This window comes from Thermoactinomyces sp. DSM 45891, assembly GCF_900119485.1.
In the GTDB taxonomy this organism is placed as follows: Bacteria; Bacillota; Bacilli; order Thermoactinomycetales; family Thermoactinomycetaceae; genus Baia.
Window position 1 is genome coordinate 98190 of sequence record NZ_FPJZ01000001.1, and the last position, 15811, is coordinate 114000.

At 40.7% G+C, this 15811-nt stretch carries 14 protein-coding genes; 2 read left to right on the top strand and 12 right to left on the bottom strand.

Annotation, left to right across the window (positions count from 1 at the left end; all coding sequences use genetic code 11):
• Nucleotides 1-86: 86 nt before the first annotated feature.
• From hfq to miaB, 11 genes are all read right to left on the bottom strand, one after another.
• Nucleotides 87-335 carry an RNA chaperone Hfq gene (hfq, locus tag BT147_RS00490; RefSeq protein ID WP_072329815.1) on the bottom strand — a complete coding sequence of 83 codons (249 nt, stop codon included), beginning with the start codon at nucleotides 333-335 and terminating at the stop codon, nucleotides 87-89.
• A gap of 33 nt (nucleotides 336-368) precedes the next feature.
• Nucleotides 369-1298 carry a tRNA (adenosine(37)-N6)-dimethylallyltransferase MiaA gene (miaA, locus tag BT147_RS00495; protein WP_072329817.1) on the bottom strand — a complete coding sequence of 310 codons (930 nt, stop codon included), beginning with the start codon at nucleotides 1296-1298 and terminating at the stop codon, nucleotides 369-371.
• A gap of 12 nt (nucleotides 1299-1310) precedes the next feature.
• Nucleotides 1311-1988: a hypothetical protein gene (locus BT147_RS00500; protein ID WP_072329819.1), complete on the bottom strand. Its 678-nt coding sequence runs from the start codon at nucleotides 1986-1988 to the stop codon at nucleotides 1311-1313.
• Between the two features lie 57 nt (nucleotides 1989-2045).
• Complete coding sequence (locus BT147_RS00505) at nucleotides 2046-2696, bottom strand: class I SAM-dependent methyltransferase (RefSeq protein WP_177239614.1); 651 nt, start codon at nucleotides 2694-2696, stop codon at nucleotides 2046-2048.
• Nucleotides 2697-3019: 323 nt separating this feature from the next.
• Nucleotides 3020-3841 (bottom strand): ADP-ribosyltransferase, encoded by an 822-nt coding sequence (locus BT147_RS00510; protein ID WP_286118851.1) that lies wholly within the window; start codon nucleotides 3839-3841, stop codon nucleotides 3020-3022.
• A gap of 397 nt (nucleotides 3842-4238) precedes the next feature.
• Entirely contained in the window at nucleotides 4239-6185 is a 1947-nt protein-coding gene (gene mutL / locus BT147_RS00515; protein WP_072329825.1) for a DNA mismatch repair endonuclease MutL, read from the bottom strand.
• Nucleotides 6186-6256: 71 nt separating this feature from the next.
• Nucleotides 6257-9010: a DNA mismatch repair protein MutS gene (mutS, locus tag BT147_RS00520; protein ID WP_072329827.1), complete on the bottom strand. Its 2754-nt coding sequence runs from the start codon at nucleotides 9008-9010 to the stop codon at nucleotides 6257-6259.
• A gap of 111 nt (nucleotides 9011-9121) precedes the next feature.
• Complete coding sequence (locus BT147_RS00525) at nucleotides 9122-10555, bottom strand: putative amidoligase domain-containing protein (protein WP_072329830.1); 1434 nt, start codon at nucleotides 10553-10555, stop codon at nucleotides 9122-9124.
• A 274-nt stretch (nucleotides 10556-10829) separates the two neighbouring features.
• Nucleotides 10830-11420 (bottom strand): outer spore coat protein CotE, encoded by a 591-nt coding sequence (cotE, locus tag BT147_RS00530; RefSeq protein ID WP_072329832.1) that lies wholly within the window; start codon nucleotides 11418-11420, stop codon nucleotides 10830-10832.
• A 90-nt stretch (nucleotides 11421-11510) separates the two neighbouring features.
• Complete coding sequence (locus tag BT147_RS00535; RefSeq protein ID WP_143187867.1) at nucleotides 11511-11939, bottom strand: YlbF family regulator; 429 nt, start codon at nucleotides 11937-11939, stop codon at nucleotides 11511-11513.
• Between the two features lie 12 nt (nucleotides 11940-11951).
• Nucleotides 11952-13436: a tRNA (N6-isopentenyl adenosine(37)-C2)-methylthiotransferase MiaB gene (miaB, locus tag BT147_RS00540; RefSeq protein WP_072329836.1), complete on the bottom strand. Its 1485-nt coding sequence runs from the start codon at nucleotides 13434-13436 to the stop codon at nucleotides 11952-11954.
• Between the two features lie 258 nt (nucleotides 13437-13694).
• Here miaB and BT147_RS00545 point away from each other — a divergent pair, with 258 nt between their 5' ends.
• Complete coding sequence (locus tag BT147_RS00545) at nucleotides 13695-14519, top strand: HAD family hydrolase (RefSeq protein WP_072329838.1); 825 nt, start codon at nucleotides 13695-13697, stop codon at nucleotides 14517-14519.
• Between the two features lie 135 nt (nucleotides 14520-14654).
• Complete coding sequence (locus BT147_RS00550; RefSeq protein ID WP_072329839.1) at nucleotides 14655-14981, top strand: hypothetical protein; 327 nt, start codon at nucleotides 14655-14657, stop codon at nucleotides 14979-14981.
• A gap of 5 nt (nucleotides 14982-14986) precedes the next feature.
• On the opposite strand, the gene BT147_RS00555 is transcribed toward BT147_RS00550, so the two are convergent.
• Nucleotides 14987-15721, bottom strand: a complete 735-nt coding sequence (locus BT147_RS00555) for a sugar phosphate nucleotidyltransferase (protein ID WP_072329841.1) — start codon at nucleotides 15719-15721, stop codon at nucleotides 14987-14989.
• Nucleotides 15722-15811 lie beyond the last annotated feature (90 nt).

Below are 15811 nucleotides of genomic sequence, written 5' to 3' on the forward strand. Positions count from 1 at the left end.
CACCTCATCTGGGCTATTTGTTCTGTCTATATATACGCATATGCCCATTTTTTGGTGATAATAGAAAAAAGCCAAGTGATAATTTCTCACTTGACTTCTACTTCTTTATCTTCTTGGGACATAAGAGATACAGGACGCGCTGGTGTAAACGTAGAGATCGCATGCTTATAAACCATTTGTTGTTTACCTTCACTATCGATTACAATCGTAAAGTTATCAAAACCTCTAATGACACCTCTTAATTGAAATCCATTCATCAAATAAATGGTTACAGGTACTGATTCTTTTCGAATCTGATTCAAAAATGTATCTTGGATATTAATGGCTTGTTTCAAAGTAAGTACCTCCTATGTTTATCAGTCAGGTATTTATTCTCTGTACTCTGGAAACTTTCCTGCCACTTGCTCTTTAATTTCTTCAAAGATTCCTTTTTTCATTACATCATACCAAAGAATCTCACTTGATCGCCTAAACCATGAGAGTTGCCGTTTCGCATAATTACGAGATCCCTTTTTAATCTGTTCAACAGCAGCATCCAAAGACCATTCTCCATCTAAATACCGATAAATCTCCTTGTAGCCGATCGCATGCATCGAAGTAGCGGCCCTTTGGTACCCCTTTTGACGCAACATTTGTACCTCTTCTACAAGTCCTTGCTTTATCATCAAATCAACACGCCGATTAATTCGCTCATACAATAAATCCCGGGGCATCGTTAGACCAATCCATAAGGAGCGGTACGGCGACTCTCCCTTTTTACTTAGTTGCGAGATCGAATGACCTGTCTGTTCATACACTTCTAATGCCCGGATTAACCGTTTCTGATCATTTGGATGTAATTTCTCTGCAGATCTCATGTCTACTTCTTGTAAACGTCTATGCAGAGCTTCATTTCCTGCTTGTTCTGCCAACTCTCTTAATTCTTGTCTCAAACTTGGATTTTCTTTCACGTCCGGCATGAGATAGTTATGGGTAACCGAATCCACGTATAAACCCGTTCCACCTACTAAAATCGGGAGGTGGGATCGCTCAGTAACTTCGGCAATCGATTCCCGAGCAACTTTCTGAAACTCCTGCACTGAAAACGAATAGTCGGGATCATATAAATCAATGAGATGATGAGGAATGAGTCCTCTTTCTTCTTGCGATACTTTTGCTGTTCCAATATCCATATAGCGGTACACTTGCATCGAGTCCCCCGATATGATTTCTCCGTGAAACTCTTGAGCTAATTCCAAACTTAAGGCTGTTTTCCCTACAGCAGTAGGGCCAACAATTACCAACAAATTAGGCTTCATCGTACTACACTCCTAATCTAACCTCATTAACTTTTGACATTCTTCAAGTGCTTTTACAGGAATCTGATTGATTTCTTGGTATTTCTTCTTAAATATTTCCTCGATCACCATTCCAATTTCATCATGATGAGTCGTTCCATCATACTGTTTCAGAAGCAAATGTAGCGGAACAGGTTGATCGCCTTGTTTTAATGGCGGCTGTAGATATTTAATACTTTTCAGATTCGTAAATTGATTCTTTTCAAAAAAGCGATTTCTCCGCGCGCAGTTCCGTTTCTCAAGCTCTGTATGTGCAAATTCTTCTTTTTCAGTCTCTAGTACAATTCCTTTTAAAAATTGGTACCCTGCTCTTTTTGCATCATCCATCAGAATTGCCTCTATTTTATTTAGAGTCATACTGCCGATTCCACGACTTCTTATGTGTGGATTCGTTGCGAGGTATACTACAAAACCCATATTCAATTTAGAGAAATAATGGGCAGTAGCAAGAGAACAAATTTCAATCTCATTTTGATACCCTACTAGAAATGTATATGAGTCTGGAAAGGAAGATTTCTGGCTTAATAAGCCTCTGTAAAACACATCGTGCGACTCTCTCACTTCATCAGGGAATGATTGATCATAAATCTCTAATGCTTTTTGAATAAAGACTTGATCTTCGGATGTGAGTTCTCTCCATGTTATATCCACTTTGGACTTTTGAACTCCTTATTTTTTTATTTTTGTTTGTGAAGCAAACTTGTCTAACTAAAAAACTGATGTTACATGAGATTTTCGTATAACTCCCCAAGCAAATTGCGAAGATTCTTTTACAATCGTAAATCCTAATCGCTCGAACTCCCCACTGCCTGGTCTCTCTTTTAGCATAACCAACCGCCTAGCCGTTCGAACAGCGTGTTGTACCGATTCTGAATCGAGTGGTACAGGATTCGCAAGCGGCTTTAATACCTGCATTGCGGAAGAAGTCTTAATAGTCGAGCGAAACATCGGATCAAAGATAACCACATCAAAGGAATCACCTTTCATACCTGCAAGAGTTTCGCGATAATCTTGATTCATCACTTCCACTCTTCTCATCGCAGCATCTAACCGGGTTCGATTCGTAATTGTGGTCTTAAGACCTTGTCTTACCATCTGCGCTAAAACGGGTTGCGACTCCAAACCAACCACTCGCCCGGAATCACCAACTGCATAGCTTGCCACAATCGCATCAGAAGCCATACCCAAAGTACAGTCGAGAACGTGGTCCCCTGGTCGTAGCTCTGCAAACTTCACCAATGAATCAGATTCGCCACGAGCTAGATTTTTTATTCTGAGTGCTGAGGTATTTGGATGGAAATGAAATGAATGGCCGTCTTTTCGCTCATAGCGCCAGCCTTTTTTCGTTACTAAAATCACTTCATCTCTATCTACCTGGTCAAATAAACCGGGGAGCGATAAGCGATGTCGTTCTTTATACGGAACAGCTAACTCTCTCGCTAACTGCGTCGCCTCTTCTACTAGTACATCGTCTGGGTGAAAAGAAGTGCTTACAAATAATATTTTACATCACTCGCTTCGATAATAAGGGTTTTATAGTGTTTTTTATCTTTTTGAAAGTATACACGAATACCGGTCTTCTATCCAATCAACCTGTTATTTTCTTTACTTCGAGGGAAGCGAAAAATTCATACAAAAACCACCTCTAATAAAATTTTTCAGAAGTGGTTTGGTTTTACTCCTTATTTTGATAAAGATGGTAGACGATCTTCAAACATTTTGTTATCAAGAGAACGTTTCTCTCTATAATTAGATGGTATATCTAAAATATCAATATCTACCAATACATATTCTCTATCTCTTTCGATCGTTTTTCCTTCCTCGTCTTTTTCACTTATTTTTTCAGTTACTGGCGATATATTGGTAACTTTATATGTTCGATTTCTCGGTAAAAGCAACTCCATTTCGTCAGGAAAATTACTTAAAGGTGCTAAATACATAGCTGGAACACCTTGAGGAACATGAATTTTCATTAAGATAGGTAACTCACTAAACCCACTTGCTGCATCTTTAATAATACTCGTACTCATATATGCTGGATCTTTTTTCATTTTTCCTTGAAACAAAGTTTTGAACCCTTCAAAACCATCCATATTTATCTTAGAATCCTCGTTAATTAGATCACCATTTTGCATCCCAAATGCTCGCTCACTCACTCGGCGATATACAATCGTATCTTGATAAAGCCTTGTCCTAGAAAAAGCCTTGTCCATATGTTTAATGCTTTTTTCAATTTTTGCTTGATCTAGACCCTCAAAAAAGTCAGAGCGAAGGTAACTATTGATAGAACTATAGTCTGCCATAGTATACCCTCTTACTATATCTTTTTCTACTTGAGGGGCAAGTTTATTCCACAGGTTAAATAGTTCGTTTCCCCACTCATCAGCTTCTGACTTACATTCTAGACTAAACTCCAATGGTCTTTTAGAAAGACACTGTTTAGTAGTCGCCTCTACTTTTGACTGTGCAGAAACATGGATAGGAATTACGATTGAAGATACCATGAATATACTCATGCATACACTCAATATTCGTTTGCTTTTCAACATCATATTATCTCGTTGCCTTTATTTTATAATATTCTTAAAAACATGTAAAACCGTTTATTTTCGGATACATTGAATACAAATACCGGCAACTCTCTCCCCCTTTTAAGTAGACTTGTAATATAATCATTTGATATAAAGATGTTTTTCTCAATTCATTATATTACTGTGGTAATAGTATCACTAATCCCTATAAATTACTATATACATATAATTGAATATCTCTACTTCACTACCTTTTGCTTCTGTTTTGCAATTTGTCTGCAACGCCCCTTTTATTCACCTGATTCTCCTTCGACAGCTTCTAAAAAGCTCAGATTTATCAGGTGAATAAAAGTGACTGGAACACTTGTTATTACATCACTCGTTTGAACATCTTTTCTAACTCATACGTTGTAAAATGAACAAAAATCGGGCGCCCATGTGGGCAAGTAAACGGATTTCCACACTCCGATAACTGTTGAAAAAGAGACTCCATCTCTTCATGCCTAAGATGACGATTCGCCTTGATCGCCGCTTTACATGACATCATCTTTGCAGAGGCATCTCGTAATACCGCCACATCAACTTTGTCATGATCCTTCAAGTAGTGAATAATCTCATAGATCAAACCCACTTCATTTTCCTTGGGAAACCAACTTGGATACGCTCGAATCATAAACGTATTTCCTCCAAACGGTTCCAAATCCAATCCCCAGTCTTGCAGTTCTTCTAAATAATTTTCTAGTGTCTTCACTTCTGAAAGCGTACATTCGATCGTTAGGGGAATTAATAGCGGTTGTTGTGTACTATTTTTTTCGCCCATTCTGCGATAAAAAACTTCATAATAAACTCGTTCATGAGCGGCGTGCTGATCTACTAGATAAAAGCCATCATCCGATTGGGCAACAATGTAAGTTCCGTGTACCTGAGCCAGGGGCAACAATAGCGGAAAACGTGAGTTCGTAGCCTCTATTGATTCATCTAAAGTTGTTATATTTAGAGACTCTGCTTGTTCCGCGATGTCTCGTAACGCAGGCTCGATCTTTTCTTCTACTGGGTCTGGCATCTGACTACCATACAGAAGCGGTGAAAACTGCTCTTGAACGTTCTCTAGTTCTTTTTTCTCTTCCACTCTAAAATCAACGTCTTTCTTCTGATCGGAAGAACGGAAAGAGGGGGATTTTTGCGCCTGCAAGTTATCATTCCATAGAGAAGCCCTCTCTTGTACCTGCCAGTCATTCGTACGAACGGGTGTAAAAGATAACTCAGATTGCTCCGGTTTCGGTGCCGCACTCTTAATCGTTGCCGCTCCGATAGCTTGTGGGACAAGTCGTTGCTTATGAAAAACACCTTGAACAGACTGCTCTATCAATTGACATAGTTCACGTTCCTTGCTCAAACGAACTTCTAATTTGGTCGGATGAACATTTACATCTACTAGTTTGGGGTCCATCTTCATCTGGATTATACCAATCGGATAACGCCCATTTGGTAGTAGTGTTCCATATGCCCTCAGGATCGATTGAGAGATAGGAATACTTCTTACATAGCGACCGTTTAAGATGATTGAGAGATAGGAACGGTTTGATCTGGTCAGCTCCGGCTTAGAGATATACCCACTTAATTGAAAATCTCCGTCTTCTCCACCTACTTGCATCATCTGAGAAGCCACTTGTTTCCCATAGATGGCATGGATGACATGTAATAATTTTCCGTCTCCCGGTGTTCGGAAAAGTTCTTTTCCATTATGAATAAGCGTAAATGAAAGATCAGGGCACGAAAGAGCTAGCCTGCCCATTACGTCTGCTACTTGGCCTACTTCTGTGTTGACGGTCTTCAAGTATTTCAAGCGAGCAGGCGTATTATAAAACAAGTCACGGACTACTACATCCGTCCCTCTAGAACGAGAAGTATCTTCTATATGCAATAACTGACCGCCCTCAATTGTTAATAAAGTCGCGAGTTCGGAAGCATCTTCAGCTGTCTTCAGCTCCACCTTCGCCACCGATGCGATACTAGGTAATGCTTCTCCACGAAATCCAAGTGTTTGGATTTGAAATAAATCGCGTTCACGCTGAATCTTACTAGTAGCGTGTCGTTCAAAGGCAATTACTGCATCTTCACGCTCCATCCCCGAACCATTATCTGAAACACGAATATACGAAATTCCGCCTTCTTCTAACTGCACGATAATCTTATCTGCCCTGGCATCAATCGCGTTTTCCACTAGCTCTTTCACAATGGAAGCAGGACGTTCTACTACTTCCCCTGCGGCAATCTGATTCGCTAATTGCTCATCTAACACACGAATTTTCCCCATGAACATATCCTCCTCTCTATAAACAAAGGAACGAGAGATTGGTTTCTACCATCTGCCCGCCCCCAAAATAGTTATTTCAATAATTTTTTCTTTAACTCTAAAACAAACTGCATCGTTTCAAATGGTGTTTGATTCATTAGATCAAATTGTAATACAGCAGATAACACTTCTTCCTCTGCTACAGAACGGTCTGCAGACAGTCTCTCTGGTCGTTTTTCAGCATCTACTACATCCTGCTCTGTTTCATGAACAACATCCTGCTCTTCCGATTTTTTGGCGGCTCCACCGAAATCAAACAAACTTAACTGTCCATCTGGATCATCTGTTTGATATACGATTGGTTCTTCCTGAATTTCTGAGATGTGCCTTCTATTGGTTTGAACTGAAGACGCACACGCAACAGCAGACTCCGCATTGCCAACTTCAAGCCTCTCTAAGATCACTTTCGCACGCTGAATCACAGTGGTAGGTATCCCAGCTAACTCGGCAACGTGGATTCCGTAGCTTCGATCCGCTCCACCGGAGACAATGCGGTGTAAGAACACGACTTTCCCGTCTTTCTCAATACATTTGGCATGTACATTTACCAGACGTTCTAGTTTTTGATCTAATTGTGTCAACTCATGATAATGAGTCGAGAACAGAGTTTTCGCCCTCACATGATCATGGATATATTCTACAATGGCATGCGCAAGAGCTAAACCATCATAGGTGGAGGTACCTCTACCTACTTCATCCAACAGAATCAAACTGCGGGGGGTCGCTTCCTTCAATGCTTGACACGTCTCAGCCATCTCTACCATAAACGTACTTCGTCCACCTACTAAATCGTCTGCAGCACCGATTCTCGTAAAGATCCGGTCTGTTAACGGAATCAATGCAGACTGAGCAGGAACAAAACATCCGATTTGACTTAAAATCGTAATTAAAGCCACTTGTCTCATATAAGTTGATTTCCCGGCCATGTTCGGCCCGGTAATGAGATACAATTGACGAGATTGATGATTTAGTTCCACATCATTTGCAATAAACTCCTGATCATCGGGAGCGAGTGCTTCAACCACTGGATGACGCCCTGCGACGACAGCCATTTCATCCCCTTCATGCACTTCTGGACGCACATACTGCCCCTCGGCAGAAACTTTCGCAAATGCATGAAGTACATCTAATTCAGCAACCTGCTCGGCCAGCTTCTGGAGTCGTCCAACATGGGTAGCCAGATGATTTCTTACTCCACAAAACAGCTCATACTCCAAATCCATCGACTTCTCAGAAGCATCGAGAATCAATTGCTCCTTCTGCTTTAACTCAGGAGTAATAAACCGCTCTGCATTGGCAAGAGTCTGTTTTCGTTCATATAGTCCTTCTGGAAGATTTCGTAAATTCGAGCGAGAAATCTCAATATAATAACCAAATATGCGGTTATAACCGATCTTGAGAGACTTAATCCCTGTACGATTACGCTCTTGTTGTTCTAGTGTAGCAATCCATTGTTTCCCATTCTTCTGGACGTCACGATACTGATCTAACTGTTCGTGGTAACCAGCCTGAATGATGCCTCCTTCTTTTACAGAGAGTGGAGGTTCTGCCACAATCGCTTTTGATATGTATGTCTGTAAATCGACGCATTCATCTATCTCTACTAGAAGGGAATGAATCCGTTTCGATGGCAACTGACCTAACAAGATTTTTAAATCAGGAATCGCTGCCAATGAACGGTGGAGGGCAACCAAATCACGAGCCGTAGCAGATCCATATGAAACCCGGGCGGCCAAACGTTCTAAATCGTATACATTCTTTAATCCAGCCCGAACGTCATCTAATAACAGTAGATGTTCCAGATAAGCAGCTACGACATCTTGTCGGTTCTGGATCTCTTGTATACGAAGCAACGGCTTGTCCAACCATTTTTTTAGGAGCCTGCTTCCCATAGCCGTAACCGATTGATCTAATAATCCTAATAGGGAACCGCGCTTCTTCCCTTCCCCCATCGTAATCGTCAATTCCAAATTACGACGAGCCACTTCATCCAACATCATATACTGCTTAGCATCATATCGGTGAAGCCTTTGGAGATGGCCTAAGGAACGTTTCTGCGTATTTTGCAGATAAGCATATAGGGCAACTAATCCTTTTTTCAAGCCAACAGTAGAGCATTCTTGATGAAAAGAAGGAAACTGGTCCTCTATCTTCTTCAGCAGACCCTCCAATTGCGACTTCTGCACAGAAAACGGTGTAACCATTACACGATATCGCTTTTGCAACATCGTCCCTATATCTTCTTGGTCTAGTAAGGCATGTTCGACTAATAATTCTTTTGGCTGATAAGACAAAATTTCATCTAATAGCGAGGACAGATTTGGTAATTCGGTAAGATGGATCTCCCCTGTTGATAAGTCAACAGCCGATAAACCATATAGAGAATGACTCTGTACAACGGATACAAGAAAGTTATTTTCTTGATCAGTCAGCATTGATTCTTCCATCACAGTGCCTGGGGTGACGAAACGGATAATCTCTCTTCTTACGACCCCTTTGGCAGAAGATGGATCTTCTACCTGTTCACAAATGGCGACTTTATAACCTTTTTCAATTAGGCGTTCGATATAGGTATTAGCAGAATGATACGGAACCCCGCACATCGGAATTCGCTCTTCTGTTCCCCCACCACGCCCTGTCAATGTAATCTCTAGTTCTTCTGCAGCTAATTGAGCATCTTCAAAAAATAACTCATAGAAATCCCCTAAGCGAAAAAATAAAAAGGCATCGGGGGCTTGAGCCTTAATCTTGAGATACTGTTCAATCATCGGAGTATATTTAGCCAAATCTCTCTTCCTCCGGCTATTATTCTATCAATTCTATATCTTACTTATTGTAACATGCATAGAAAAAGGGAACAACTATAATATACCATAGGTTCCCTTCAATGCCTTATGTTACCTTTTCTTTGTATGATATGGAGGAAGTCTCCAAGCTTTCCGTAGGTCCGTTGACTCATCCCAAGTCTTTCCTTGCTGGATGAATGAAAAAAACTCGTCAATTACATTTTGATATGCTTCATAATCATCTAAACGTTTTATATCTTGCCATAGATCTGGAATCCATTCTTTTAGCACTGTTTTATTCCCATCGTAGTATGCCTGTTGTATACCAGGATCACTTAACGGATTATACATCAATTGTTCGAAATTTCCAGCAATAATTTTCGACAAAACCAGCACACCTTTGGTAAGAGTAGGGGTTATTAACCAACTAGGTGGAGTTCGATATTCAAAGCCACCATGCTCCTGCATGCGATAATCTCCTAGGAACCCATATTTGGGACGCCGTTCCTTCCCTCTAGGATCTTCGCACACTACTAGCGGCAAAGCTAAGTAATTATCTAAAGCTCTGAGTAATTGAAAACTAGGCTCGATCCCGCTGAAGTGAACATGACCACCAATCGGGTATTTGGGGTAAGGGAGAGCTCCAGCTAACCATTTACATTGTACATTCTGCACCTTCTTCGCAGCATGTAGCAAGCACTGATAGACACGAACACTTAACCGCAAGGGATCTGGCGTAGGGTCTGGCCTAAGCTCCACAATCGGTTTATGACTTCGATTGTCTCCTAACCATGCCGCATCACACCCTATTTTCCCTTGTATAGGAAAATATTTCGATGCGACAATCAAATTTCCTTTTGGAGTAACCATAATAAATTCAGGGTCGGCACCTAACATAATCGTCTTAAGTGTGGTGCTTGACTTCCTAAGCCTTTTGCGATAATCAGATACTGCTTTAATAAAAAGTCTCTCTAGATCTTCATTTAACTTAGGACTAGGGTCAACCTGAACAATCGATATCTTTTTACTTGTACCTACTCCACAGGTTACCATGCCATAATCCAGTCCCGTCGCATATAAAGCCCGCACAGCTACCTTTTGTACTCGCTTGATTTCTCGATCATTATCTGGATCGGTAACCCTTACATATGTTTTTCTCTTTACTTTTTGTTTTTTCTTGGACTGACTTAACCAAACACTCGTTTCTTTCGATCGATAAACACTAAGTACTTTCGTCTGAAAAATACTAAATACGTATTCACGAAGAAACTGCCGGCTGCTACCTACCACCTGAATCCCATGTAGTTGAAGAATGTCATTATGTTGTTTTGAACTTTTTAGTTTCTCTACGTGTTTTTCGTTGTTTAATGTGTAGAGCGTTGAAGACGTACGTATCGCCCCAGATATTTGTATCTGATCGTCAGTCGTCTCCAGGAGGATGGAAGGCGCAAATCTGTGATCAACACTGACAAGTTGTTCGCGAAGACCTTGCAGTTCTTCTTGTTCAGATTCCTTTGCATCTAATGGTAGGGTAACGGCTCCCATAACCCTTTCCCCTTTCTACGCACCACCCATGGCTACCTTTTATGCCTTCATACCGAAAAAGCCAAATCCATTGGTTATTTATATGCAAATGCATCAGCACAAGTGCGTATTATCCAAGCCACGTATTCTCATCCAAAAAGCAGACTCCCTGCTATAGTATTCAAAACTATGCGGACTAGAGTCTGTCTCTGGTTATTTTTACGTGTCTATGAACATATCTTCTATTTCTAAAAAAATAAAGCTACTGGCATCGTTGCCAGTAGCTTATTAAGAATCAGTCTTCCAAATCATCAAAGACTAAGTCTGGATCTAAGTCATCGAAGGTGTCGTCCTCGTCTTCTTCAGCCATCTCGCTTATGAAGTCTTCTTTGTCTTTATCATCCCACTCGCCAAGCTCATGTGGGAAGACGGCTACTGTGACTTTTGTTTCACCTATCAGCTCCACAACAAACTCTTTTTCCACTTTGATAGAAATGGAATCTTTATGGGGAGAAAGCTTTGCTGCTACACAATTGGGAGTCTGTGTGCAAATCGTACTTACATTAACAGTCCCTTCGCGTGTATAGCGATCATAGTACGTAAGTGGAATCTTTTCTGCATAGTGTACTGTTTCTGTCATGACATCTGTCTTGGTATTTCCTTTGGTGGAGTACCAAATATTCACATCATACGTACCACGTACCTCGACCGCTTCACCTACTTTAGAGCTTTCATAATTGTGATTAATTAACCACGCTCCTAATATGTGGTGAATGTGGTCAGGTGGGTGGATAGAGTGTTTCACTTGACAAAACTTCCGTCCTTTCCCACAAATCGCTCTCGACATGATTTGACGGTATTCAACTGATCGATCTGTATTTGCCACCTTATTCCCTCCTCAAACGGTCGTTCACTTGAGTATATGCAGGGCGTACGCCTAGGGTGCATGAGGGAATTAACAGATCTCAAAGTTTTTTCATTTTGAACGGCTTTTGCAGCCACACGAACCGCCGGAACCACAGCCTCTAGCGACTTCTCCTCCCACTTCAATATGAATTTTTGCTGAAACGGTTTCTGCCACGACATTTTGAATCGTTTGCAGAAGTTCGTTTATCTCTACTTGGTACTGCTGGTATTCCTTAACAATCGGAAGATGATCAAACTCATGGTGTAGCTGTTCTAATTCTTTTTCCAGCAAACGAACATACTCGCTTTTATGATAATGTTTGGCGTGAACCAACTCTTTTTGTTTCTTCTTAATTTCATCAATTAACTGGTTTACCTTCGCACTATCCTGAACTTGTTTCTCAGCTTGCCGAAAACGTTTGACCTCAGCAGTAGCACTCACTTGTTCAGATAGTTTTTTTGCAAATGCAAGCACGGGGTGTTCCATTATATCCTTCACCTGCCACCTCACCTAAGCAACCGGAACTTTCTGCTGTGGTTGCTCTTCCAACCAAACACCTGTTAACGACCAAGTTTTTGGATCATCAATACGAACCATGACCATTTTACCAATTAAACTCTTAGGTCCAGCAAAATTTACCAGTTTATTTGTACGAGTCCGGCCGGAGAGAACATCTGGATTCTTCTTACTCTCGCCTTCGACCAATACCTCTACGATTTCACCGCGTAACTCTTCGTTTTTACGACGGCCAATCTCATTTAAGGTTTCATTTAGTCTTTGAAGTCGTGCCTTTTTCACTTCCATCGGAATATTATCCTGCATCTTAGCCGCTGGAGTCCCTTCACGAGGGGAGTAGATAAAGGTAAAGGCAGAATCAAATTCCACTTCTTTCACTAACGAAATCGTCTCTTCAAACTGCTCATCTGTTTCACCTGGGAAACCAACAATAATATCCGTTGTTAAAACCACATTTGGCACTGCCTCTTTGATTTTACGCACCAAGTCTAGATAACGTTCCCGATCATATTTACGGGCCATTAATTTCAGGACCTCACTACTGCCTGATTGAACAGGAAGATGAATGTGCTCTACCAAGTTACCGCCTTTACCAAGCACCTCCACTAAGTGGTCATCAAAGTCACGAGGATGACTCGTTGTAAAGCGAATTCGGGGAATGCCAATCTTACGCACATCATCCATTAAGTCGCCAAAGAGATAATTACGTTGTTCTAGATCTTTACCATATGCATTTACATTTTGACCAAGCAACGTTACTTCTTGATAGCCTTTACGGGCTAATTCTCGGATCTCGCCAAGTACATCTTCAGGTCGGCGGCTACGCTCCTTCCCGCGAGTGTAAGGCACGATACAGTAGGTACAGAATTTATCACAACCGTACATGATATTTACCCAAGCACGCAAACCATCCGCACGTACTTTTGGCATATTCTCTACTACATCTCCCTCTTTTGACCAAACTTCGATTACCATCTCTTTACTCATTAGCGCATTATGCACTAAATGAGGTAGACGGTGGATATTATGGGTTCCAAATACCAAATCCACATTTTGATAGCTTTTTAGGATGCGATTTACTACTGATTCTTCTTGTGACATACAGCCACATACACCTAGAATCAAATTCGGCTTCTCAAGCTTGAGATGTTTGAGCCGACCTAATTCTCCAAACACTTTATCCTCTGCATTTTCACGGATGGCACATGTATTTAGCAAGATGATATCTGCATCACGTTCATTTGTAGTAGATGAATATCCCATCATCTCAAAAATACCTGCCATTGTCTCGCTATCATGGACATTCATCTGACAGCCAAACGTTTGGATCAAATATTTATGACCCACTCCGATCTGTTTCATCTCATCTGGTAATGCCTCAAACTGCAAAACTTGTACTTCTTCTTTCCCACGCTTCTTCGCTTCTCTTAAGTCAGGGGCTTGAAAGTATTGAGAGAAGTCTTTTTTCATTTTACTCATGCTCCCACCTCTGAATTCTCATTTTATTTTTGAGAGACTCATCTATTTTAAATGAAATCTTAACATCCATTGCATCACTTAGATAAAAACAGTCTACAACTAAGTGATTATACCTGAAATTACGTATTTCTTCAATGTAGACTTAACAATCCACCTACTATTCCTAAAAATAGAAATAAAGTAATCTTCACGCGTTCCCTTAGTACATGGTGTATAATATTTTCATTATCGAAAGAATGGTGAAACGGAGGTTTATTTATGTCGAACAAACATTTGATCGTGCTAGATTTAGATGGAACATTACTAACAGAAGATAAGAAAATATCACAAGCCACGAAGCAAGTACTACACCAAGCGATGAGCGAAGGGCATGAGGTTGCCATTGCAACAGGTCGTCCTTACCGAATGAGTATGCAGTATTATCAGGAGCTTGGCTTACGCTCACCCATTGTAAACTATAATGGTGCACTTAGCCATCATCCCCATGATACTTCCTTTGAAAAGCATCACATTACTATACCGTTAGAGCAAGCTCATCATATTATTGAAACCTGTTATTCTCTTGATATGCCAAATATTCTCGTAGAAATAGAGGATCATATCTATTCCTCCACAACAGGAAGCGAAAATACCAATCATAAATTTTTCTCCTTGCATGCGCACGAAATCCACACAGGAGATTTGCTTCAACTTATCAAAGACCATCCAACAAGTATACTCGCACAATTCCATGACCATCATAACTGGGATGAAATTCAAAAAACCTTTATTGATCGTCACAGTCATATCGTACATCATCGCAAATGGGATGAACCATTTCAAGTGGTGGAAGTCCTACGACAAGGTGTTGACAAAGCTGTTGGAGTAGAACGCATGGCTCGTTATTACGATATTCCTAAGGAACGGATTATCGCTTTTGGCGACGAAGACAACGATATGGAAATGCTCCAGTATGTCGGTAAGGGTGTAGCCATGGGAAATGCCATCGAAGCCTTAAAAAATGTTGCGGATGACATCACCGACCGCAATGATCATGATGGTGTAGCGAATTACTTGAAAAAATATCTAAAACTACAGTCATAATCATGGAAAATTAATGAGAGGTTCCTCTATTTCAGGTGCATAATAGCAACCAAAATAGAGGAACCTCTCTCGTTAGTTCTAAAAAGATAGTTATCTCATAAAATAGAAGGTAAAGCTCAGTTAGAGGAGGATACGATGAAAAATAAATGGTTTTCCATCATCATGCAATCCTGCTTAGTAACCACAATCGCAATAAATCTAATGCTAGTCGCCATGTTCCTCTGGGTCCCAAAGGCAAACTCAGTTCCTGCTACTGCCTCTCCCTCCCAAAGTGGAGCAAAAAATGAATACACATCTGAACTACAAAATCGTCAAGACAAAGGTAGTTATCAGGTCGAGGCCTACCAAGAGTATGAAATTACAAGAGACGCGAGTGGGAACATTATTAAAAAAGAAGCAACTGATGAAACGACCTACCTTCGCTACTGGAATGGAGACAATCCTACCGAATCAGCTGAATAAATCCATTATTTCATTTCTATCACATCATAAGCTATCTCACTAGATAGCTTATTTGCAATGGCTAGAGAGTGAATGGTTCCTGCATCCGTCCACCATCCATCTAGTATGTCATAGGTTAGTTGTTTTTTTCTAATATAAGCATTATTTACATCGGTTATCTCAAGTTCCCCACGCTTTGATGGTTGAAGTGTTTTGATAATCTCAAAGACATGGTGGTCATATAGATAAATCCCTGTTACTGCGTAGGAGCTTTTAGGATCTGCTGGTTTCTCTTGAATGGATATAATTTGATCTCCATCGATCTCAGGTACGCCAAAGCGCTTGGGGTCATCCACTCGTTTAATCAATATCTTAGCCCCTTGGGCCTGATCCTGAAACGTTTGGACACAAGAAGAAATATCATCTAAAAAAATATTATCTCCTAGGAGAACCGTCACCAAATCATCACCAACAAAATCCTCAGCAAGACCTAAAGCCTGAGCAATCCCACCTGCTTGATCTTGAACTTTATAGGTAAACGAAACCCCAAACTCAACTCCACTTCCTAAGAGATTCACTACATCTCCCATATGCTCCCGGCCGGTTACGATCAATATGTCTTGAATGCCTGATTGACGTAATTTGTAGATCGGATGATAAATCATAGGGTATTCTCCAACGGGAAGTAGATGCTTATTTGTCACCTTTGTCAACGGATACAATCGGGATCCCGTTCCACCTGCTAAAATCACGCCTTTCATGATGTATGCACCTCGTTTAGTTTTTGGTTAATGGCACGAGGCATGTATCTGATCACTGCTCCAATAGTGAGTCTGCAAAGATGTAGAAAA